This window comes from Salinarimonas chemoclinalis, from assembly GCF_041514305.1.
Lineage (GTDB): Bacteria > Pseudomonadota > Alphaproteobacteria > Rhizobiales > Beijerinckiaceae > Salinarimonas > Salinarimonas chemoclinalis.
In genome coordinates this window covers 276,262-296,649 of sequence record NZ_JBGMWH010000004.1, presented here as the reverse complement: position 1 = coordinate 296,649, position 20,388 = coordinate 276,262, and the positions used below count along the sequence as shown (strand labels likewise).

The 20,388-nt window shown below is 72.5% G+C and carries 19 protein-coding genes; 6 read left to right on the top strand and 13 right to left on the bottom strand.

All coding sequences use genetic code 11. The features are described from left to right. Window positions 1-5: 5 nt before the first annotated feature. The 6 genes from AB9M23_RS10480 to AB9M23_RS10455 all read right to left on the bottom strand — a co-directional run bounded on the left by AB9M23_RS10480 (window position 6) and on the right by AB9M23_RS10455 (window position 6,686). The gene (locus AB9M23_RS10480; protein ID WP_372424480.1) at window positions 6-929 is read right to left on the bottom strand and encodes a carbohydrate kinase family protein; all 924 of its coding nucleotides are present in this window, start codon (window positions 927-929) and stop codon (window positions 6-8) included. Further along, window positions 926-2,035: an ABC transporter ATP-binding protein gene (locus AB9M23_RS10475; RefSeq protein ID WP_372424479.1), complete on the bottom strand. Its 1,110-nt coding sequence runs from the start codon at window positions 2,033-2,035 to the stop codon at window positions 926-928. Before AB9M23_RS10475 ends, AB9M23_RS10480 begins: the two co-directional genes overlap by 4 nt. Window position 2,036: 1 nt before the next feature. After that, window positions 2,037-3,554, bottom strand: a complete 1,518-nt coding sequence (argH, locus tag AB9M23_RS10470) for an argininosuccinate lyase (RefSeq protein WP_372424478.1) — start codon at window positions 3,552-3,554, stop codon at window positions 2,037-2,039. Between the two features lie 11 nt (window positions 3,555-3,565). Further along, window positions 3,566-4,423 carry a carbohydrate ABC transporter permease gene (locus AB9M23_RS10465; RefSeq protein ID WP_372424477.1) on the bottom strand — a complete coding sequence of 286 codons (858 nt, stop codon included), beginning with the start codon at window positions 4,421-4,423 and terminating at the stop codon, window positions 3,566-3,568. Next, window positions 4,420-5,292, bottom strand: coding sequence for a carbohydrate ABC transporter permease (locus AB9M23_RS10460; protein ID WP_372424497.1), 873 nt, complete (start codon window positions 5,290-5,292; stop codon window positions 4,420-4,422). Before AB9M23_RS10460 ends, AB9M23_RS10465 begins: the two co-directional genes overlap by 4 nt. A gap of 143 nt (window positions 5,293-5,435) precedes the next feature. Next, window positions 5,436-6,686, bottom strand: coding sequence for a sugar ABC transporter substrate-binding protein (locus tag AB9M23_RS10455; protein WP_372424476.1), 1,251 nt, complete (start codon window positions 6,684-6,686; stop codon window positions 5,436-5,438). A 180-nt stretch (window positions 6,687-6,866) separates the two neighbouring features. Between AB9M23_RS10455 and AB9M23_RS10450 the strand changes: the two genes are divergently transcribed. Genes AB9M23_RS10450 through AB9M23_RS10435 form a run of 4 tightly spaced genes read left to right on the top strand, consistent with a single transcriptional unit; the run spans window position 6,867 to window position 12,526 of the window. Next, a complete protein-coding gene (locus AB9M23_RS10450; protein WP_372424475.1) occupies window positions 6,867-8,159 on the top strand; it encodes an ROK family protein in 1,293 nt (430 codons plus the stop codon). Then, window positions 8,156-10,570: a PIG-L family deacetylase gene (locus AB9M23_RS10445; RefSeq protein WP_372424474.1), complete on the top strand. Its 2,415-nt coding sequence runs from the start codon at window positions 8,156-8,158 to the stop codon at window positions 10,568-10,570. Before AB9M23_RS10450 ends, AB9M23_RS10445 begins: the two co-directional genes overlap by 4 nt. 4 nt (window positions 10,571-10,574) lie before the next feature. Next, window positions 10,575-11,501, top strand: a complete 927-nt coding sequence (locus AB9M23_RS10440; RefSeq protein ID WP_372424473.1) for a DMT family transporter — start codon at window positions 10,575-10,577, stop codon at window positions 11,499-11,501. Then, complete coding sequence (locus AB9M23_RS10435) at window positions 11,489-12,526, top strand: SIS domain-containing protein (RefSeq protein WP_372424472.1); 1,038 nt, start codon at window positions 11,489-11,491, stop codon at window positions 12,524-12,526. The genes AB9M23_RS10440 and AB9M23_RS10435 overlap by 13 nt, the downstream gene beginning before the upstream one ends. Window positions 12,527-12,537: 11 nt before the next feature. Here the strand turns inward: AB9M23_RS10435 and AB9M23_RS10430 are convergent, their stop codons facing one another. From AB9M23_RS10430 to AB9M23_RS10400, 7 genes are read right to left on the bottom strand one after another with little or no spacing between them, the layout of a single operon-like run. After that, window positions 12,538-13,089, bottom strand: a complete 552-nt coding sequence (locus tag AB9M23_RS10430) for an NADPH-dependent FMN reductase (protein ID WP_372424471.1) — start codon at window positions 13,087-13,089, stop codon at window positions 12,538-12,540. Between the two features lie 11 nt (window positions 13,090-13,100). Next, the gene (locus tag AB9M23_RS10425; RefSeq protein WP_372424470.1) at window positions 13,101-14,414 is read right to left on the bottom strand and encodes a TRAP transporter large permease; all 1,314 of its coding nucleotides are present in this window, start codon (window positions 14,412-14,414) and stop codon (window positions 13,101-13,103) included. Beyond that, on the bottom strand, window positions 14,411-14,941 hold the full coding sequence (locus AB9M23_RS10420; protein WP_372424469.1) for a TRAP transporter small permease subunit: 531 nt from the start codon (window positions 14,939-14,941) through the stop codon (window positions 14,411-14,413). Before AB9M23_RS10420 ends, AB9M23_RS10425 begins: the two co-directional genes overlap by 4 nt. A gap of 19 nt (window positions 14,942-14,960) precedes the next feature. Next, complete coding sequence (locus AB9M23_RS10415; protein WP_372424468.1) at window positions 14,961-16,040, bottom strand: C4-dicarboxylate TRAP transporter substrate-binding protein; 1,080 nt, start codon at window positions 16,038-16,040, stop codon at window positions 14,961-14,963. A gap of 53 nt (window positions 16,041-16,093) precedes the next feature. Next, on the bottom strand, window positions 16,094-16,510 hold the full coding sequence (locus tag AB9M23_RS10410; protein ID WP_372424467.1) for a YciI family protein: 417 nt from the start codon (window positions 16,508-16,510) through the stop codon (window positions 16,094-16,096). Between the two features lie 31 nt (window positions 16,511-16,541). Continuing rightward, complete coding sequence (locus AB9M23_RS10405; protein WP_372424466.1) at window positions 16,542-17,699, bottom strand: CaiB/BaiF CoA transferase family protein; 1,158 nt, start codon at window positions 17,697-17,699, stop codon at window positions 16,542-16,544. Continuing rightward, entirely contained in the window at window positions 17,699-18,508 is an 810-nt protein-coding gene (locus AB9M23_RS10400; protein ID WP_372424465.1) for a citryl-CoA lyase, read from the bottom strand. The genes AB9M23_RS10405 and AB9M23_RS10400 overlap by 1 nt, the downstream gene beginning before the upstream one ends. A 144-nt stretch (window positions 18,509-18,652) precedes the next feature. On the opposite strand from AB9M23_RS10400, the gene AB9M23_RS10395 reads away from it, so the two are divergent. Next, window positions 18,653-19,525 (top strand): dioxygenase family protein, encoded by an 873-nt coding sequence (locus AB9M23_RS10395; protein WP_372424464.1) that lies wholly within the window; start codon window positions 18,653-18,655, stop codon window positions 19,523-19,525. Next, window positions 19,522-20,343 (top strand): IclR family transcriptional regulator domain-containing protein, encoded by an 822-nt coding sequence (locus AB9M23_RS10390; protein WP_372424463.1) that lies wholly within the window; start codon window positions 19,522-19,524, stop codon window positions 20,341-20,343. The genes AB9M23_RS10395 and AB9M23_RS10390 overlap by 4 nt, the downstream gene beginning before the upstream one ends. The last annotated feature ends 45 nt before the right edge of the window (window positions 20,344-20,388 follow it).

The window sequence follows — 20,388 nt, the reverse complement described above, 5'->3', positions numbered from 1 at the left end:
GCCGCTCAGGCGAGGCCGCGGCGGGCCTGCGGAAGGGCCGAGGACAAGGCACCGCGCCCGCCCGGCCCCTGGACGGCGACGCTCGCCGCCTCGATCGCCGCGGCGAGCGTCCGCTCCGGCGACGCGCCGGCGAGCCAGGCGTGGACGAAGCCGGCGTCGAAGGCGTCGCCCGCGCCGGTCGTGTCGACGACCGGAACCGCACGGGCGGGCGCGTGCCGACGCAGCTCGCCCGCCGCGAGGAGCGCCCCGTCCGCGCCCGCCTTGAGCGCGACGACGGGGAAGCGTGCGGCGAGCGCCTCCAGCGCAGCCTCGGCGCGGGTCTCTCCCGTGATCGCGAGCGCCTCCTCGCGGTTGGGGAGGAACACGTCGACCCCGTCGCAGGCTTCCAGCAGCCCGCCCGAGCGGATCAGCGCATCGTCCCAGCTCGGGTCGAGCGACACCGTGAGCCCGTGCGCGCGGGCGCGCCCGACGAGGTCGGGGATCTCGGCCAGCGTGGCGTACTCCGCGATGTGCAGGTGCACGGCCTCGCCCCAGGCGAGCGCCCGCTCCAGCGTCGCGGGGCGGGCGCGGCCGGCGCGGCGCGTCAGGAAGGCGCGCTCGTCGCGCGACGCGATGGCGACGGTCACCTGCGGACCGGCCTCCGCCGTCCGGTCGAGGAAGCGCAGGTCGACGCCGCTCGCGCCGAGCTCGTCGTCGAGCCCCGCGGAGAGCCGGTCGAGCCCGAGCCGCGCCACGAGCGCCGTCGCCCGCCCGAGCGCCGCGAGGTGGGCTGCGGCGATGTAGGCGCCCCCGCCCGCCACGATCGCGAGATCGCCGGCGTAGACCTCCCGGCCGAGGGTCGGGAACGCGTCGAGATCCGTGAAGACGAGATCGCAATAGATCCGCCCCACGCTGAGGACCGCGCCGGTCCGTCGGTCGCGCTCGATCATGGATGCTCCGAGGCGCTTTCGGGGGCGCGGCCCAGCGCCCGCTCGGTGGCGGCGTCGAAGAGGTGGAGCGCGCGCGGGCGCGCGAGCGCCGTCGCGGGCGCGCCGACGTCCGGCGCGGCGCGGTCGGCCGCGAGCGCGATCACCGGGCCGCCCGCCGTGTCGAGGTGGACGTGGGTCTCCGGCCCGAGCGGCTCGACGGCGGTGACGGTGCCGGCGATGACGAGCGCGCCGGGATCGACGGCGGCGCCCGCGGGGACACAGACGAGATCCTGCGGCCGCACCCCGACCAGCAGGCGCGCGACGCCCGCCGCCGGCGCCGGCGCGCGGATCGGTGCGACGGCGCCCTCGACGGCGAGCCCGTCCGGGCCCCGGCTGGCGGGGAGCAGGTTCATCGCCGGCGTGCCGATGAAGCGCGCGGTGAAGACGTCGGCGGGCGCGTCGTAGAGATCGCTCGGCGTGCCGATCTGCAGGATTCGGCCGTCGCGCATGACCACGATGCGGTCGGCCATCGTCATGGCCTCGACCTGGTCGTGGGTGACGTAGACGGTGGTGGCGCCGATGCGCTGGTGGAGCCGCTTGATCTCGATGCGCATCTGGTTGCGCAGCTGCGCGTCGAGGTTGGAGAGCGGCTCGTCGAAGAGAAAGGCCGAGGGGTTGCGCACCATGGCGCGGCCGATGGCGACGCGCTGGCGCTGGCCGCCCGAGAGCGCCGCGGGCCGCCGCCCGAGCAGGTCCTCGAGCCCGAGGATGCGCGCCGCCTCGTCGACCCGCGCCGCCTTCTTCTCCTTGGGCAGGCCCGACGTGTAGAGGCCGAAGGCGATGTTCTCGCGCACGGTGAGGTGCGGATAGATGGCGTAGTTCTGGAACACCATCGCCACGTTGCGGCGCTTGGGCTCGTGGTGGTTCACCACGACCCCGCCGATCCTGAGCGTTCCCGCGGAGACGTCCTCCAGGCCCGCGATCATGCGCAGCGTCGTCGACTTGCCGCAGCCCGACGGCCCGACGAGCGCGACGAACTCGCCGTCGGCGATCGCGAGGTCGAGGCCGTGGACGACGGTCGCCGACCCGAAGCGCTTGACGATGTTCTCGAGCTCGATCGTCGCCATCTCACCTCACCTCCATCAGGGCCGCGAAGGCCTGCGTGCGTTCCGCCGCGGCCTCCCGCTCGCGCGCCGCCCGCGCCGAAGCCCGCGCGGCGAGGCCGTCGGACGCGGCGCGGTATGCGGACAGCGCCTCCTGCATCGGGGCCGGCGCCGGCCCGCCGAACCGGTCGCGCACGGCGACGAAGTGCTCCGGCGAGACCACCTCGGCGAACGCCGCCCCGTCGAGCGCCGTCTCGCGGCCCGTCGCATGGCGGAAGGCCTCGGAGAAGGGCGCATACCCGTTCGCGCCGAGATCGCCGCCCGCGGCGACCACCGCCTTCGCCGTCTGCGCCGCGATCTCGTGCGCCTCGCGGAAGGACAGCCCCTCGCGGCGCACCAGCGTGTCGGCGAGCTCGGTGATCGTGATGCAGGATCGCGCGATGTTCGTCGCCACCCGCGCCGGATCGATGTTCACCTGCGCCACGAGGGCGGCCAGCAGGTCGAGCGCGCGCTCGGCGACCGCGAAGGCCTGGTAGCCCATCTCCTGGGTCTCGCCCTCGCTGTCGTTCATGTCGGTGAAGGGCGTGTTGTGCATCACGTCGCGCATCGCCCGGGCGCGGCCGACCACCTGGCTCGCGAGATGGCGCAGGTGCTCGATCGGCACGGGGTTGCGCTTCTGCGGCATGATCGAGGAGATCTGCACGAGGGCGTTCGGCACGTAGAGCTGCCCGACCTCGAAGCTCGACCAGACCTGGAAGTCCTGGATCGGCCGGCCGAGATGCAGGAAGAGCAATTCGAGGGCGGAGAACGTCGCCGTCTGGTAGTCCACCGCCGCGATGCAGGAATAGGAGTTGCGCAGCGGAGCGGCGAATCCGAGGAGGCGTGCCATGCGTCCGCGGTCGATGGGGAAGCCCGAGGTCGTGATCGCGGCGGCGCCCATCGGGCACAGATCGACGATCCCGCGCGCCTCCTCGAGCCGCGCGAGATCGCGCAGCAGCACCTCGATCATCGCGGCGAGGTAGTGCCCGAACGTCGTGGGCTGGGCCGGCTGGCCGTGGGTATAGGCGACGACGATGGTCGCGCGCTCGCGGTCCGCGGTCTCGACGAGCGCGTCCAGCAGCCCGCGGGCGCGGTCGAGGATCGCGTCGAGGCGGGCCTTCAGGGCGAGCTTGAAGAGCGTGTGGTCGATGTCGTTGCGCGAGCGCGCGGTATGGAGGCGTCCACCGAGGTCGGCGCCGACGCGGGCCTTCAGCTCGCGCTCGACGAGGAAGAACCAGTCCTCCACCTCGCCCGTGTAGACGAGGCCGGCGGGGTCGATCTCGCGCGCGATCGCATCGAGCGCGCGGGCGATGGCGCCGGCTTCCTCGCGGGCCAGGATGCCGGTCTCGGCGAGCATGACGCAATGGGCGGCGTCGATGGCGCGGAAGCCCTCGACGTGGGAGGTCTTCGCCGCCTCGAAGAGCGGCGCGAGCACGGTGCGCGCGTAGACCGGATCTGGGAAGACGCTCTCGTCGCGCGCCTGGGGTGTCGAGGTCCCGCTCATCGCTCTCTCGTTCATCCCTTCAGTCCCGCGAGCATGACGCCGCGCACGATGTAGCGCTGGAGCGCGATGAACACGAGGAGCGTCGGGATGGTGGCGAGCGCGGCGCCCGTCATGATCATCTCCCATTGGATCGACTGCTCGACGGCGAAGCTCGAGAGCCCGACCGGCAGCGTGTAGAGTTCGCGGCTCGTCGTCGAGATCAGCGGCCAGAAGAAGGCCGTCCAGTTGCCGAGGAAGGTGAAGATCGCCAGCGCCGAGAGCGCGGGGGTGACGAGCGGCATCGCCACCTTCCACCAGATCTGGAACTCGTTGAGCCCGTCGATGCGCGCCGCCTCCAGGAAGTCGTCGGGCACGCCCTCGAAGAACTGTTTCATCAGGAAGGTGCCGAAGGCCGTCATCATGCCGGGGAACATGATGCCCCAGTAGGTGTCGAGCCAGCCGAGCTGGCTCGCCATCAGGTACCAGGGGATGACGAGCATCTCGGTGGGGATCATCAGCGTCGAAAGGATCGCGATGAAGACGATCATCCGACCGCGGAAGCGGAACTTGGCGAGCGTGTAGCCCACCAGGCTGTCGAAGAACAGGTTCGACAGGGTCACCGCGACGGCCACCAGCGTCGAGTTCAGGAACCAGCGCAGGAAGCGCCCGTCGGACAGGACCTGGACGTAGTTCGCCAACGTCGGGTTCGCCGGGATGAGCCTGAGGTCGTAGACTTGGCCCGCCGTCTTCAGCGAGGTCGAGAACATGAACAGCAGCGGCGTCACCATGACGACGCCGCCGATGAAGAGCAGCGTCCAGGCGACGATGCGGCCCGGGCGCAGCGGGCGCGGGCCCGCCGGCGCGTCGAGGATGTCGGTCGTGGCCGTCATGTCCTCTCCCTCAGGATCCAGAGCTGCAGGAGCGAGACCACGAGCAGGATCGTGAAGAGCACAACGGTCTGCGCCGCGGCGTAGCCCATCTCGTAGGACGAGAAGGCGCTCTGGTAGATCATCAGGACGAGCGGCTTCGTCGAGCCGAGCGGCCCGCCGGGATCGTTCGTGGTCATGTTGTAGACCTGGTCGAAGATCCGCAGGAAGCCGATCGAGGAGAGCACGACGAGGAACACCGTCGTCGGCTTGAGGAGCGGCAGCGTGATCCGGCGCAGGATGGCGAATTCGCCGAGCCCGTCGATGCGGGCGGCCTCGTAGTAGGTCGAGGGGATGGCGCGCAGGCCCGCCATGAAGATGATGATCTGGAAGCCGAGCCCCGCCCAGATGGCGGTGACCATGATCGCCGGCAGCGCCTGCTCCGTGGAGCGCAGGAAGGGCTGCGCCGGAATGCCGACGCTCGCGAGGAACCCGTTGATCGCGCCGATGGGCGGGGGCTGGTAGAACCAGCGCCAGACCCAGGCCATGGCCGCCGCCGTCGTCAGGAAGGGCAGGAAGTAGAGCGCCCGGATCAGCCCGTGCATGAAGCGCACGCGGTCCAGATAGTAGGCGATGACGAAGGCGACGACGATGCTCGTCGGTGTGCCGATCAGCAGGTAGGCGAAGGTGTTGCGGAAGACCTGCCCGAACTGCGGATCGGAGACCAGCCGCACGTAGTTGTCGAGCCCGACGAAGTTCGCCGGGCGCAGCAGGTTCCAGTCGGTCAGAGACAGCCGGAACGCGTCGAGTGTCGGGTAGAAGCGGATGCCGGCGTAGAACAGGATCGGCAAGGCGAGGAATCCCCACGCCCAGACGACCTGCTTCTGGCTCATCGAGAGCCGATGCCAGCCCCGGGGTGGCGCCTCGGGGCCGGTCGGCAGGGGGAGGGGGGCGTTCCCGACGACGCCGGGCTCGCTCGTCCGCGCCGCGATCCGTGCCATCATCGACCTCCCTCTCCCCCGCCCGGCCCGCGCGCTCAGTTGCGCGCGTCGATCAGCGCCTGCTCGGCGGCCGCGGCCTGCTCGAGCGCGCCCGCCGGGGACTGACCCTGGAGCAGGATGCGGTTCGTGGCGTCGATGATCAGCTGGCGCTGCGCCGCCTCGTCCACGAACAGCGTGGTGTGCGCGTAGTCGAGCCCGCGCAGGAACGGCCCGTAGATCGGGTCGGCGAGGTTCGCCTCGGTGAGCGCCACCTCGCGCCGCGCCGGGAGCTCGCCCACGGTCTCGAGCCAGATCTCCATCGCCTCCGGGGAGGTGACGTAGGCCAGGAACTTCTCCGCGGCCTCGAGCTCCTCGCCCTCGGCGGACGCGCCGATCCCGTTGGCGAAATAGCTCGAGTAGTTCGAGCGCGTGCCGTCCGGCCCCGCCGGCAGCTCGGCCACGCCCCACTCGAAGCTCTCGATGGAGCGGAAGGCGCCGAGCCGGAAGGTGCCGTCGATGGTCATGGCGGCGAGGCCGGCCCGGAACGCGGCCTGGCCCTCGTCCATGAAGCCGGCGGCGCCGACGCCCTTCTCCAGCTGGAGGTTCGTGTACCACTCGAGCGCGGCGCGGCCGGCGTCGTCGTCGTAGGTCACGGTGCGGTAGTCGTCGGTATAGGGCGCTCCACCGAACTGCCGCACGAGCACCTCGCGCCACCAATGGTGATCCTGCCCGGCCATGTCGAGCGTCGTGCCCGCCGAGATCATGTTGCCGGCGCCGTCCCGCTTCGTCGTCGCCTCGGCGGCGGCGACCCACGCGTCGAGCGTCTGCGGCGGGCTCTCCGGATCGAGCCCGGCCTCCTCGAACAAATTCTTGTTGTAGAACAGCGCCAGCGAGCGCACGGCGGTGGGCAGGCCGTAATATTCGCCGTCGCGCTTCATGGCGGTGACGATCGGGAAGAACGCCTCCTCGATCTCGCCGTGCGGGAACGCCTCCTGCGACAATGGCTGCAGGATGCCGCCGTCGACGAAGTTGTCGGTCCAGCCGTAGAACAGCTGCACGACGTCCGGACCGCGGCCGGCCGCGTGGGCGGCGACGACGCGGGTCTGGTAGTCGGCGTAGGGGAAGGTGACGTGCTTCACCGTGATGCCGGGGTTCGCCGCCTCGAAGTTCTCGATGAGCTGGTCCATCGCCTTGACGCGCGCATCGAACACGTACTGCCAGTACTCGATCTCGACCGCCTGGGCCGCATTCGCGGCGAAGAGGCCGACGCCGGCGAGGAGGCCGGCCTTCAACAGGGTGGTGCGCATCTCGTCCTCCGCGTGGACCGGCTCCGGCCGCACGGGCCCGCCGGGCTTTTCCCTCGTGTCGAGCGCGGCCGCGGGCCCGCTCGCGTCGCAGGATCACAAGCCGGCTCGGCTCCTGTCAATAAAATAATCCACTTGAGTTATTCGATAGCGTGACGGATGCTGCGGGCGAGGAGCGACGCGATGAGAGGCAGGCCCCAGGGCGGGAACCGGGTGGCGATCGGCAGCAATCCCGAGCGCAACCGAAGCCACAATCGCCGGGTCGTGCTCGACGTCGTGCGCGTGCACGGGCCGGTCGGCCGCACCCGCATCGCCGAGCTCGCGCGACTGACGCCGCAGGCGGTGGCGAACATCGTCGAGGAGTTGGTCGCCGAGCGCTTCCTCGTCGAGACCGGGCGCCTGCGGCGTGGCCGCGGCCAGCCGCCGATCCAGTTCGCGGTGAACCCCGACGGCCCGGTGACGATCGGCGTCGAGATCGCCGCCGACCACGTCACCACCGTCGCGCTCGACCTCGCCGGCGGCCTGCGCGGGCACCGGGTGACGCCGCTCGCCGACACCATCCCCGATGTCGTGCTGCCGCTCGTCGCGGCGGAGATCGCGGCGCTCGAGGCGGCGCTCGCGGGTGCCGACGGCGCGGGCGAGAACGCGATCCTGGGCGTGGGCGTGGTGATGCCGGGACCCTTCGAGATCGAGGGCATGTCCTCGGTGGGGCCGACGACGCTCGCCGGGTGGGACGGGATCGCGCCGGCCAAGGCGCTCGCGGAGGCGATCGGGCGCAGCGTCGTCGTCGAGAACGACGCCACCGCGGCCGCGGTCGGCGAGCGGCTGTTCGGCGCGGGCCGGCACCTGCAGACGTTCTGCCAGCTCTATTTCGGCGCCGGCCTCGGGCTCGGCATCATGCACGAAGGGCGGCCCTACCGCGGCGCCTTCGGCAACGCCGGCGAGATCGGCCACGCGGTCGTGGCCCCGGGCGGGCGGCCCTGCCAGTGCGGGCAGCGCGGCTGCCTCGAGCAGTACGCCTCGCTCCAGGCCCTGCGCGAGCGTCTCGCCGCGGCGGGCATCGCCGCGCCCGACCCGGCGGCGCTGGCGCGGCTCCACGCCGCCGGCGACCCGACGCTCGCCGCCTGGATCGCCGAGGCGGCGGCGCATCTCGCGCCGATGATCGCCACGCTCGAGAACATCCTCGACCCCGAGACGATCGTCGTCGGCGGCGCGCTGCCCGACGCCCTCACCGACGCGCTGATCGCCGCGCTCGATCCGCTGCCGGTGTCGGTGGCGAGCCGGCGGGCGCGGGCGCTGCCGCGGGTCGTGCGCGGCCAGACCGGGCGGCTCACCGCCGCCCTCGGCGCCGCCTCGCTGCCGGTCTTCGACACGCTCACGCCCAAGCTCGACACCGCCAGCGCCGGGGCGCCCGTCGCGTCCCGCACGCCGCCTCCGTTCACGCCCCCACCGGAAGAAGGCCGCCTCCAGCCATGACGAGCGCATACGAACCGGGCGCCCGAGAGCGCCTCGCGCGCGACCGCGCCGATCCCGCGATCCTGCGCCTGCACCGCCGCCTGTCGCGGCTCGGCTCGGTCGCGTCGCTGATGAACACCGGCGCGCATCCCGACGACGAGCACTCCGGCCTCCTCGCCTTCCTGCGCTACGGGCTCGGCATGCGCATCGCCGTCGCCTGCTCGACCCGCGGCGAGGGCGGGCAGAACGCGCTCGGGCCCGAGCGCGTCGGCGCGCTCGGCGTGCTGCGCACGCGCGAGATGGAGGAGGCCGCCCGCGCGCTCGACGCCGACGTCGTCTGGCTCGGCCACGGGCCGGGCGACCCGGTCCACGATTTCGGCTTCTCCAAGAACGGCGAGGACACGCTCGCGCGCTGGGGCGAGGAGCGGATCGTCGAGCGGCTGGTGCGCGCCTATCGCCAATGGCGCCCCGACATCGTGCTGCCCACCTTCCTCGACGTGCCGGGCCAGCACGGCCACCATCGCGCCATGACCCGCGCGGCGCTGGCCGCCATCCCGCTCGCAGCGGACGCCGACGCCTTCCCCGAGCACGCGCTCGAGGGGCTCTCGCCCTGGCGCGTCGCGAAGGCCTACCTCCCCGCCTGGTCCGGCGGCGGGGACACCTACGACGACGAGACGCCCCCGCCCGAGGCGACGCTCGCGATCCCCATCCCCGGTCGCGAGCCGATCAGCGGGGCGGACTACGACCGGATCGGGGAATATTCCCGCGTCCACCATGCGAGCCAGGGCATGGGGGCCTGGCGCGAGACGCCCCGGCGCGCCTTCGCGCTCCACCTCGTCGACGGCCCCGCCGGCCCGGGCGGGCGCGAGGCGCGTGTCCTAGACGGCCTGCCGGCGACCCTCGCCGACCTCGCCCCGCTCGCCGGATCGGACGCCGCCGCCCGCGACCTCGTCGCCGCGCAATGCGCGGTGGACGCGGCGCGCGCCGCCTTCCCGCACCGGGGCCGGATCGTCGAGGCGCTGGCCGCCGCGGCGGACGCGCTCGATCGGGCGAGGTCGGCGGCGGACGCCGGGTTCGTCGCGCTGCACGGGCACCGCCTCGCCCACGCCGGCCGCGCGCTCGACGCCGCCCTCGTCGAGGCGAGCGGGCTCGACGTGCGCGCGCAGGCCCGCCCGCCGCACCTCGCGCCGGGGGAGGGCGGGACGCTCCACGTGCGCATCGCCGAGCGCGGGACCGCCGCCGAGCCGTCGGTCACGCTGGAGACGCCCGCGGGCGTCGCCGCCGGGCCGGAGGAGGCTTCCCCCGAGGAGACCTTTCGCTTCGCGCTCGCGGCCTCGGCCGACGCGCCGCTCTCGCCGCTCTATCCGCCCGCCTGGGATGCCCTCGGCGGAAACGGCCCGCTCGTCCCCATCGTCGAGGCGACGATCGGCGGGCGCCGGGCGCGGGTGCGGCTCGACCTCGACGTGCCCTTCGCGATCGCGCCCCGTGCCTCCGTCGCGCTCGCGCCGGACGCCGTCCTCGCGCCGCTCGGCGACCCGCGCCGGGCCTGGACGCTCTCCGCCGAGGGGCCCGAAATCGCCCTCGACGCGCCCGACGGCTTTCGCGTGTCGGGCGGAGACGGGCGCTGGCGCATCGAGGCGACGGGCGAGCTCGCGCCGGGCCTCCACCTCTTCCCCGCCCGCGGCGAGGCCGGCCCGGCCTGGCGCGTGACACCGATCCGCTACCCGCACGTCGGCGCGGCGGCCTATCGTGAGCCGGCTCAATTTTGGCTCCTCGCCCTCGACCTGATGCTCCCCGAGGGCGCCCGGGTCGGCTATGTCGGCGGCGGTGCCGACCGGGTCGGCACCTGGCTCGAGCGCATGGGGCTCGACGTCGTGGCGCTCTCGGCGACGGATCTCGCGGGCGATCTCGCGCGGTTCTCGACGATCGTGGTCGGCATCTTCGCCTTCGGGCTGCGCCCGGACCTCGCCGCCGCGACGGCGCGCCTCCACGCCTTCGTCGAGCGGGGCGGACATCTCGTGACGCTCTACCACCGCCCGAGCGACGGCTGGGACCCGGCGGCGACGCCGCCGGGGAGGCTCGTCATCGGTTCGCCCTCGCTGCGCTGGCGCGTGACGAACCCGGCCGCGCCCGTCACGGTGCTGGCGCCGGAGCATCCGCTGCTCGCCGGCCCGAACCGCATCGGCGCGGCCGACTGGGAGGGCTGGGACAAGGAGCGCGGGCTCTACTTCGCCGCCGAGCGCGACGACGCCTACGAGCCGCTGCTGGCCATGAGCGATCCCGGCGAGGCGCCGCTCGACGGCGCGCTCGTGTCGGCGCGGATCGGGCGCGGGCGCCACACCCACACGAGCCTCGTCCTGCACCACCAGCTCGACCGGCTCGTGCCCGGCGCCTTCCGCCTGATGGCGAACCTCGTCCAGCCGGCGTCCTGACGCCATGCCGGACCCGAAGCCGGAACCGGTTCCGAGCCTCGCGCGGGAGGACGCGGACGACACCCGCGCGGGCATCGCCTGGCTCCTCGCCGACATGACGCTCGTCGCGATCATGGCGGCGATCGTCAAGGCACAGGGCGCGAGCTACCCGGCGGTGCAGCTCGTCTTCCTGCGCGCGGTCGTCGGGCTCCTCGCCATCGCGCCGCTGGTCTGGCGTCATCGGGCCGAGGTGATCGGGACGCGGCGGGCGGGGCGGCACGTGCTGCGGGTCGCCTGCAACGCGCTCGCGCTCACCGGCAACTTCGCGGCGCTCGCCGCGCTGCCGCTCGCGCTCGTCAGCGCCATCGGCTTCACGCGGCCGCTCGTCGCCATGGCGCTCTCCGTCCTGCTGCTGGGCGAGCGGGTCGCGCGGGCGCGCTGGCTCCACGCGGCGGCGGCGCTCGTGGCGGTCCTCGTCATGGTCGCGCCGAGCGGGGCGGTGTGGAACGTGGGACTCCTCGCCGCGGCCGCCTCGGTCCTGTTCGGCTCGCTCGCGGTGGTGCAGACGCGTGCCCTGCGCGCCGAGAGCCCCACCGTGATGATGGTGTTCTACACGCTGGGTCTCGCGGTGCTCACCGCCCCGTTCGCGGCGCTCTCCTGGGTCGCGGTCGCGGCCGACGACGTCCCCGCGATCCTGTGCGCCGGGCTGCTCGCGCAGGCGGGGCAATATTGCTTCCTGCGCGCCTATCGCGCCGCGCCCGCGAGCGTGCTCGCGCCGGTCGGCTATCTGTCGATCGTCTTCGCCGCCGTGACGGGCTTCGTCGTGTTCGGTGAGCGGCCGAGCTGGACCATGGTGGCGGGTGCGGCGTTGATCGTCGTCATCCTGCACCGCGACGCCCGCGCCGCCAGGCGCCCGGCGAGATCCGAGGAGAGAGCGCGATGGAAAGCCTGATGCTGCGCGAGACCAAGGAGGCCTCCGCCGTCGTCGCCCGCGCGCTCGCCGCCGAGCGCGAGACGCTGGCGCGGCTCGGCCGGCGCATCGCGTCGCGCCAGCCGCCGGTGATCACCACGGCGGCGCGGGGCTCCTCGGACAACGCGGCCGGCGTCTTCGAGTACCTGTGCGAGATCGCGCTCGGCATCCCCGTCGCCTCGATCGGCCCGTCGGTGGCCTCCGCCTACGGGGCGCGGCTGCGGCTCGAGGGGGCGCTGCACGTCTCGGTGTCGCAATCGGGTGCGAGCCCGGACATCCTGGCGCTGCAGGAGGCCGCGCGCGCCGGCGGCGCGCTGACGATTGCGCTCGTCAACGAGACCGCCTCGCCGCTCGCCGCCGCGGCGGACGTGGTGATCGCGCTCCACGCCGGCGCGGAGCGCAGCGTCGCCGCCACCAAGACCTGCCTCGCCTCGGCCGCGCTCCTCGCCGGGCTCGTCGCCGAGGCCGCGGAGGACGCCGGCCTGCGCGCGGGCCTCGACGCCCTGCCGGACGCGCTCTGCGCAGCGGTCGACCGGGACGCGGACGGCGGCGACGCGGCCGCGCTCGTCGACGTGCTCGCGGATGCGCGCTCCCTCTTCGTCGTCGGGCGCGGGCCGGGCTTCGCGGTGGCGCGGGAAGCGGCGCTCAAGGCCAAGGAGACGGCGGCGCTCCATGCCGAGGCGCTCTCGCTGGCCGAGATCCAGCACGGCCCGCGCCGGATCGTCGGCGAGGGCTTCCCCGTCCTAGCCTTCGTGCCGGACGACGCCGCCCGCGAGACGAGCCTGCGGACGCTGGAGGGCCTCGCCGCGCAGGGCGGGCGTCCCCTCCCGATCGGGACCACGGACACGCCGTTCCCCGGGCTTCGCACCGGGACGACCGGCGCGCCGCTCCTCGACCCGCTCGTCGGCCTCGCCGCCTTCTACCGCGTGATCGAGGCCGTCGCCCGTCGGCGCGGGCACGATCCGGACGCGCCGGCGCACCTGAGCAAGGTGACGCGCACCCGCTGAGTGCGCCTCGCTCAGTCCCGCGGGGCGGGGCCGCCGCGGGTCTCGCTCCAGCGGCGGAAGCGTTCCAGCGCCCCGAGCGCGAAGGCGAGCGTCGCCTCGTCCGTGAAGACGCCGTCCGTCACCTTCGCGTTGGCATGGGGCACGACGATCTCCTGGTGGGGGAAGACCTCGGCGAGCATGCCGTCGAGCACGTACTTGAGATGCGCCTGCGCCCGCACGCCCCCCAGCGCGCCGCCCGAGACGGATGCGACGAGGACGGGCTTGCCGGCGAAGGCCGAGCGGTAGGCCGGGCGCGAGGCCCAGTCGATGGCGTTCTTGAGCACGCCGGGGATCGAGTAATTGTACTCCGGCGTGACGATCACGACCCCGTCGGCGGTGCGGATCGCCTCGATCAGCCCCGCCACCGGTGCCCCGCCGTCGACGTCCGCATCGTAGTGCGGCAGCGCGCGGATGTCGGCGCGCGCCCGCTCGACGCCTTCCGGGAGCCGCGCGAACAGGGCCTCCAGGAAGGCGGTGGAGGAGGAGGCGCGCCGGAGGCTGCCGGAGAGGCCGAGGAGACGCATGGGAGTCGATCTCACGGGTAGGCGAGCCAGGTGGCGATCGCGGGGAAGGCGATGAGGACGCCGAGGGTCAGGACCATCGCGGCGACGAAGGGCAGCGCACCGCGGAAGATCTCGCCGACGCTCAGGTCCGGATCGTTCATGGCGGACTTGATCGTGTAGACCGACAGCCCGAAGGGCGGGGTGAGGAGGCCGATCTCGACCGCCACCACGGTGAGCACGCCGAACCAGACGAGGTCGAACCCCGCCGCCTGCACGACCGGCAGCGCGATCGGCAGGAGGATGAGCATGATCGAGATCGAGTCGATGATGCAGCCGAGCAGGATCACCACGAGGAGGAAGACGATCAGGAAACCGTAGGGCCCGAGCGGCCCCGACAGCAGCACGTCGGCGAGCGCCGCGGGCAGGCCCGACATCGCCAGCATGCGGCTGAAGAACGTCGCCGCCATGATCAGGAACAGCACCGCGACCGTGATCTGCCCGGTCTCGACGAGGAGCCGCCAGAAGCTGCCCCATCCGAGCGCGCGGCGCGCGAGCGCGATCACGAGGGCGCCGAGCGCGCCGACCGCGCCCGCCTCGGTGGGGTTGAGGAAGCCGCCGTAGAGGCCGCCGAGGACGAGGACGACGAGCACGACGATCGGCACGCTCTTGGCGACGATCCGCCCGGCGCCGAGCCGCTCGTCCGCGGCGGTGTCGGCGCCGCCGGCGAAGACGAAGCCGGGGCGGAAGGTGGCCAGCAGGAAGATCGTCACCGAGAACACGCCCGCCAGCAGCAGCCCCGGCAGGATGCCCGCGAGGAACATCCGCCCGACCGATTCCTCGGCCAGCACCGCGTAGACGATCATCAGGAGCGAGGGCGGGATCAGCATGCCGAGCACGGAGGAGCCCGCGACGACGCCGGTGGCGAAGGTCTTGGTGTAGCCGTGGCGGGTCATCTCGGGCACGGCGACGCGGCTGAACACGGAGGCCGAGGCGATCGAGACGCCGGTGATCGCCGCGAACACGGCGTTGGCGAAGACGGTCGCCACGCCGAGCCCGGCGCGCAGGCGCCGCAGTGCCTGCTGGAAGACGTCGAACGTGTCCTTGCCGACGCCCGAGATCGTGACGAGGAGCCCCATCAGCACGAACAGCGGGACGACGGCGAACAGGTACTCGCGCAGCGCGTCGTTGGCGACGGCGCCAGCCATGCGCAGCGCCACGCCCTCGTTGCGGATCGCCGCGACCCCCGCGAAGGAGACGAGCAGCATGCCGACCCCGATCGGCATGCCGATCCAGATCAGCCCGATCAGCGCGACGATGGCGGCGGTTCCGATCTCGACGCCGCTCATGACGTCTTCTCCTCGCGCGGCGCCGCGACGGCGCGCAGCGCCTCGACGACCTGGATGGCGAACTGGATCGCCGAGACGGCGAGGCCCGCGACGATCAGCACCCGGAACGGCCAGGTGGGCGCCGTCATCACGCCGGTGACGCCGATGAACTGCCCCGAGCGCAGGTCGCGCTCGAGGATGGAGATCGTCGACCAGGCGAGCGCGGCGAGCGCCGCCGCGCCGACGAGGTCGAAGGCGGCGGAGAGCGCCGCGCCGAGCCGCGGCCGGCTCGCCCGGAGCGCGCCGAACACGAGCTCGGTGCGGGCCAGGCGGTCGTGGCGGATCGCCGCCGCGAGCTGGAGGTAGACGATCATCACCAGCGTCAGCGCGCCGAGCTCGGAGACGAGCGGCAGCGAGGCACCGAGCAGGTTGCGCGCGACGACGTCGCTGCAGATGATGAGCATCAGGACGCCGATGAGGAGCGTCCCCACCGCGGCTAGCCCGTCCACGAGCGCGTTCCAGGCGCGCCGCGTCGCGTGCATGGTCATGAGCGCGTGCCGTCCGCGCTCACTCGGCCCGGTCCCAGTCGCGCGCCGGCGTCTCGCCGCGCGCGCGCAGGCCCTCCATGTAAGCCGTGAGGAACTCCCGGCCGGGAAGCCCGCGCTCCTCGGCGGCCTGCGCCCATTCGCCCGCGAGGTCCGGCAGCGCCTCGACCCAGCGCTGGCGCTCGGCCGGGTCCATCGGCGTGAGCGTCACCGGCGGGTCCTGCGTCGCGCCGAGTTCGACCATGCGCTCGAGCGCGGACTCGTGGCGTTCCATCAGGTCCTGCGCGTGGGCCTTCGAGTAGACGTCGCCGGCCTGGAGCAGCGCCTGCTGCACGGGCTCGGGCAGCCCGTCCCAGGTGTCGCGGTTGATGGCCAGCCCGCCGGAGAACACGACGCCGATGTCGACGCGGGTGATGTAGGGCGCGACCTCGTAGAGCTTCGCCGGCAGGACGCCCATCGCGAGCGACAGCGCGCCGTCGGAGACGCCGGTCTGGAGGTCCGTGTAGAACGTCGTCAGCGCCCCGTCGACGGCGTTGGCGCCGGTGCCGCGCAGCCAGGTGCCGAGCACGCCGGGCGCCGAGAGCTTGAGGCCCTGGAGGTCGTCGAGGCTCTCGATCGGTCGCTTGGTGTAGAGGTCGTAGCTGTCCGCACCGGTCGCGCCGAGGAAGACGAGATTGTACTGCTCCCACTCATTGCGGAACTCGGGAACGGTCTCGTAGAGTTCCATCATCGTCTCGAGCTGGACCGGCACGTCGTTCGTCGAGAACGGCGTGTATCCGGTCACCTGGCTGAGCGGCATCTTGGCGCCCTCGAGGTAGGAGAACACCCAGCCGATGTCGGTGATGCCCTGCTCGACCGAGGTGAGCGTCGCGTTCGCCTTGTACAGCGTGCCGCCGAAGGCCTCGTTCCAGGCGATCTCGTAGGCGCCCTGCTCGGCGAGGATGCGGTCGACCTCCGTCATGAAGTGGGTCTGGATCATGCCGATCCAGGGGATCGTCGTCGGGTGGCTCGAGGCGACGGTCAGGTCGATCGTCTCCTGGGCGAGCGCGGTGGCGGGCGCGAGCATGGTCCCCGCGATCAGCAGTCGTGTGAGCGTCTTCATCGGCGTGTCCTCCCTCTTTCTTGGTGTCCGGCTTGGTGTCTCGCCAGCAGGAGTCAGGCGAGCGCGAGCCGCTGGCTGGAGAGATCCAGGCGCAGCGACAACGACCCTTCGTTGATCATCCACGGGCGCACGACGAAGCGCCGCGCGCCGCTCGCGTGCATCGGGTCGCGCTCGGCGATGGCGATCGCGGCGGCCCGGCTCGGCGCGCGCACGACGACGAGCCCCTCGCCGCGCCACTCCCGCTCGTCGTCGGTCCACAGCGGGCCGGCGGCGAAGAGCACGCCGTCCTTCTCGAGCCCGACCTGGAAAGCGAGGTGCGCCTCGAGGTGCGCCAGCACCGGCCCGAGCCCGTCTGTCGGCGTCGTCGTGATGGCGTAGAGCTGCATCTGCAGCATGGACCGGCTCGCCTCCATCACGTCGGAGACGGGCAGGGCGGCCGGGGGACCGTCGGGGGGCGTCGTGGCGCTCATGGTGTCTCCTCCTCGTCTCGTCGGCCGCGTCTCACTCCGCCACGCGGCGGGCGATGGCCGCGCGCACCTCCGCGCGAATCTCCGCGCCGTGCTCGTCGAGCGTCGGCGGCGGGCGCACGTCGCGGTCGATGGCGCCGTCGAAACCGTAGGGCGGGCGCACCGTGGTGAAGGTGCCCATCTGCGGGTGCTCCGCGGTGACGGCGAGCTGGAGGTGCTTCGCCTGCGGGTCCTCCAGCGCCTCGTTCGAATCGTAGGCCGGCGAATGCGGGACCTCGGCCGCCAGCAGGCGCGCGCACCAGGTGTCGCGGGTGGCGGTCTTGAACACGGGGGTGAGGATCTCGATGAGATCGTCCTGATGGCGGATGCGCTCCAGCCGCTCGGAGAAGCGCGGGTCGTCCGCGAGCGCCGCCTGGCCCGTGGCCTCGAGCAACCCGTTCCAGAACTTCGTCGGGGAGGAGAGGTGGATCGCGATCCATTTCCCGTCCGCGCACTCGAACGTGTAGGACTGCGACACGACCGGGCGCGACAGCGGCCCCATGATCTCGCCCACGCTGTAGTAATGCGTGAAGCTGTCGAGGTTGAAGTGCGTCATCGCCTCAAGCATCGAGACGTCGAGGCGCCGGCCCGCGCCCGTTTCGGCGCGCTCGACGAGCGCGGCGAGGATGCCGAGCGCGGCGTACTGCCCCGTGACGGCATCGGCGATCGCCGGGCCGATGACCCGCGGGTTCGTCGGCGGCGTCACGAGCCGCAGGTACCCGCTCGCCGCCTGGGCGACGGTGTCGTAGGCCGGGCGGTCGCGCGCCGGGCCGCTCGTGCCGAAGCCCGAGATGGCGCAGTAGACGAGGCGCGGGTTGAGCGCGCGCAGCTCCGCCTCGCCCGCGCCGAGCTTCTCGGCGACCCCGGGGCGGAAGTTCTGGATGAAGACGTCGGCGCCGCGCACGAGCTCGTGGAAGACCGCTAGGTCTTCCGGGCTCTTCGTGTCGAGCGCGATCGAGCGCTTGTTCCTGTTGTAGGTCTGGTAATGCGGCGAGTAGAGCCCGCCCTTGAAGGCCCGGAACGGGTCGCCCTCGCCGGGGCGCTCGACCTTGATCACGTCGGCGCCCAGGTCGCCGAGCTGCATGGCGGCGGCGGGACCGGTGATGTAGGTCCCCATCTCGACGACGCGGATGTCGCGCAGGATCTTGACCATCAGGCGTCTCCCGGTGCCGCGGCGCCCGCGGGCGCGCCGTCGTAGGAGATCGCCTGGTCCGCCGCGTGGGACAGGATGAAGCCGATCGAGCGGCGGCTCTCCTCGAAGAGATGCGCGGCGAGGCCGCCGGCGCGCGCCAGCAGCGGCACGGCCTTGAGTGCCTCCACCGGCCAGCCCGCGTCGAGGATCACCGCGGGAATGGCGCCCGAGACGTTGATCGGCAGCGGCCGGTCCATGATGCCCGGCGCCACGCGCCCGAGCGCCCGCAGCGCCTCCACGTGCGCCCCCGAGACGCCGAGCTCGTCGGCGATGGCGAGGAGGCGATCCGCGCGCGGATCGCCGGCATCGTGCTGCGGATGACCGAGGCCCGGCACCTTGCCGCGCTGGGCCTTCAGCTCCGCGACGCCGTCGCGCGCGGCGGCCTCGATCGAGCCGGCCCTCTCCGCGGCGGCGACGATCGCGACGAGGTAGCGCCCGGCGACCTCGGAGGAGCCGGCGACGACGGTGCCCATGCCGAGCAGCCCCGCGGCCATGGCGCCCTGCCAGGCCTCCGGAGCGGCGGCGAGCGTCATCCGCGCCGCCTGGACGCTCGGCACGAGACCATGCTCGGCGATGGCGACGAGGCAGGCGTTCAGCATCGCCTTCTGCGCGGGGGTGGCGCGCGTACCGGTGACGAGGAGCCAGAAATAGTCGGTGAAGTCGACGTGGCCGATCAGCTCGCCGCAGAGGTCGTGCCCGCGCACGGTGACGCTGGTCGCGTCCGACGTGGCGATGGCCGTGAAGGCCTGATCCTGTTTCCCGATCCGCATGCTGGCTCCAATTATTTTCGCTGAGCGAAAGTTTTTTCTCTTGTCGGAGATTATTGCGCGTTCTAGTCTCTGGTCAACCCGGAAATTCGCGGCAGGCTATGCTGCGCTGCGGGAGTGACGACGGCTCGGGAGCGGAGGAGACGGATGCGCGACGTCAATCAATACACGGTGACGGAGGCCGTGAAGGCTTCCTTCGAGGCCCCGGAAGGGACGCGCTTCAAGTTCCTGCTGGACACGTTCATCGAGCACCTGCACGACTACACGCGCGAGGTGAACCTCACCCAGGACGAGTGGATCGGGATCCTCAACTTCCTCTACGATTGCGGAAAGATCTCCACGCCCGAGCGCCACGAGTTCATCCTGCTGTCGGACGTGCTCGGCTTCTCGGCGCTCGTCGACATGATCAACACCCGTGGCGGCGCGACCGAGGGCTCGAACCTCGGGCCGTTCTACCTCGACGACGCGCCGGAGCTGCGGCTCGGAGGCGATCTCGGCCGCGGGCGCGAGGGCGTGTGCGTGCTCGTCCACGGCAAGGTGCGCGACACGCTGGGCAATCCGCTGCCGGGCGCGATCGTCGACACCTGGCAGGCGGATTCCTCGGGCACCTATCCGATCCAGGAGCAGGAGCGCGGGCAGGACAAGTACGACCTGCGCAGCAAGCTCACCGCGGACGAGACCGGCGCGTACTACTACACGACCGTGCTCCCGAAGCCCTACACGGTGCCCTACGACGGCCCCGTCGGGCGCCTCCTGCGCGCCGGCGAACGCCACGCCTGGCGCGCCGCGCACGTGCACTTCATCGTGCGCGCCCCGCGCATGCGGTCGATCACGACGGAAGTGTTCTTCGAGAACACGGAATATCTCGACAACGACGCCGTTTTCGGTGTGCGAAAATCCTTGATCGCCAAGGTCGAACCTGTCAGGAAATCCGACGTGTTCGACTACGACCTCGAGCGCCGTCCGGACGCGAAGTTCGTCTTCGACTTCGTGCTCGCGCCGGAGGGCCGAGGGAGATGACCGCCCTGAGCGTGCCCGTCGACGAGGAGGAGAGGCCGGCGGAGTTCGTCGAGGCGCTCGCGCGCGGCCTCGCCGTGCTCGAGTGCTTCGACGGCACGCATCTCGAGATGACGCTCTCGGAAGTGGCGCAGCGCGTGGGCACCTCGCCGGCCGCGGCGCGGCGCAGCCTGATCACGCTGGCGACGCTCGGCTACGTCGGCCAGTCCGGCAAGCGCTTCCACCTCACGCCGAAGGTCATGAGCCTGGGCTCGGCCTTCTACTTCTCGGCACGCATGGACGAGATCCTGCTGCCGGAGCTGCGCCACGTGGTGGAGGCGTTCGGGGACGCCTCGTCGGTCGCGACGCTCGACGGGCACGACGTCATCTACGTCGCGCATTTCTCGGTGCAGCGGGCGCGCCGGGCGAGCGCCGTCGTCGGCGCGCGCTATCCGGCGCACGCGACCTCGCTCGGCCGCGTCCTCCTCGCCGCGCTCCCGGACCCGGAGCTCGACCGCTACTTCGAGACCGTGCGACCTGTGGCCCTCACGTCGCAGACGGTGACGAACCGCGAGGAGCTGCGCCGGCTCGTCTACAAGGCGCGCGAGCTCGGCTACGCCACGACCGTGGACCAGCTCGACTACGGCATCACCGCGCTCGCCGTGCCGATCCGCCACGGCGGCGAGACCATCGCGGCGCTCAACTCCTCGGGCTACACCGGGCTCGTCACGGCGGACCAGCTCGTCGCCGAGCGCCTGCCCGAGCTGCGCATGGCCGCCTCGCGGCTCGCCGAGGCGACCGCGCGCTTTCCCGTCCTCGCCTCCGTCCTGAAGCGACGCTGAGTCTCCGCCGACGTGCCGCCCGCAGGGCGTGCATGCAGTTACTCG

Bases quoted from the DNA above. Each gene is read 5' to 3' on its own strand.
- AB9M23_RS10480 (WP_372424480.1), bottom strand. From the start codon at position 929: ATGATCGAGCGCGACCGACGGACCGGCGCGGTCCTCAGCGTGGGGCGG.
- AB9M23_RS10475 (WP_372424479.1), bottom strand. From the start codon at position 2,035: ATGGCGACGATCGAGCTCGAGAACATCGTCAAGCGCTTCGGGTCGGCG.
- argH (WP_372424478.1), bottom strand. From the start codon at position 3,554: ATGAGCGGGACCTCGACACCCCAGGCGCGCGACGAGAGCGTCTTCCCA.
- AB9M23_RS10465 (WP_372424477.1), bottom strand. From the start codon at position 4,423: ATGACGGCCACGACCGACATCCTCGACGCGCCGGCGGGCCCGCGCCCG.
- AB9M23_RS10460 (WP_372424497.1), bottom strand. From the start codon at position 5,292: ATGAGCCAGAAGCAGGTCGTCTGGGCGTGGGGATTCCTCGCCTTGCCG.
- AB9M23_RS10455 (WP_372424476.1), bottom strand. From the start codon at position 6,686: ATGCGCACCACCCTGTTGAAGGCCGGCCTCCTCGCCGGCGTCGGCCTC.
- AB9M23_RS10450 (WP_372424475.1), top strand. From the start codon at position 6,867: ATGAGAGGCAGGCCCCAGGGCGGGAACCGGGTGGCGATCGGCAGCAAT.
- AB9M23_RS10445 (WP_372424474.1), top strand. From the start codon at position 8,156: ATGACGAGCGCATACGAACCGGGCGCCCGAGAGCGCCTCGCGCGCGAC.
- AB9M23_RS10440 (WP_372424473.1), top strand. From the start codon at position 10,575: ATGCCGGACCCGAAGCCGGAACCGGTTCCGAGCCTCGCGCGGGAGGAC.
- AB9M23_RS10435 (WP_372424472.1), top strand. From the start codon at position 11,489: ATGGAAAGCCTGATGCTGCGCGAGACCAAGGAGGCCTCCGCCGTCGTC.
- AB9M23_RS10430 (WP_372424471.1), bottom strand. From the start codon at position 13,089: ATGCGTCTCCTCGGCCTCTCCGGCAGCCTCCGGCGCGCCTCCTCCTCC.
- AB9M23_RS10425 (WP_372424470.1), bottom strand. From the start codon at position 14,414: ATGAGCGGCGTCGAGATCGGAACCGCCGCCATCGTCGCGCTGATCGGG.
- AB9M23_RS10420 (WP_372424469.1), bottom strand. From the start codon at position 14,941: ATGACCATGCACGCGACGCGGCGCGCCTGGAACGCGCTCGTGGACGGG.
- AB9M23_RS10415 (WP_372424468.1), bottom strand. From the start codon at position 16,040: ATGAAGACGCTCACACGACTGCTGATCGCGGGGACCATGCTCGCGCCC.
- AB9M23_RS10410 (WP_372424467.1), bottom strand. From the start codon at position 16,510: ATGAGCGCCACGACGCCCCCCGACGGTCCCCCGGCCGCCCTGCCCGTC.
- AB9M23_RS10405 (WP_372424466.1), bottom strand. From the start codon at position 17,699: ATGGTCAAGATCCTGCGCGACATCCGCGTCGTCGAGATGGGGACCTAC.
- AB9M23_RS10400 (WP_372424465.1), bottom strand. From the start codon at position 18,508: ATGCGGATCGGGAAACAGGATCAGGCCTTCACGGCCATCGCCACGTCG.
- AB9M23_RS10395 (WP_372424464.1), top strand. From the start codon at position 18,653: ATGCGCGACGTCAATCAATACACGGTGACGGAGGCCGTGAAGGCTTCC.
- AB9M23_RS10390 (WP_372424463.1), top strand. From the start codon at position 19,522: ATGACCGCCCTGAGCGTGCCCGTCGACGAGGAGGAGAGGCCGGCGGAG.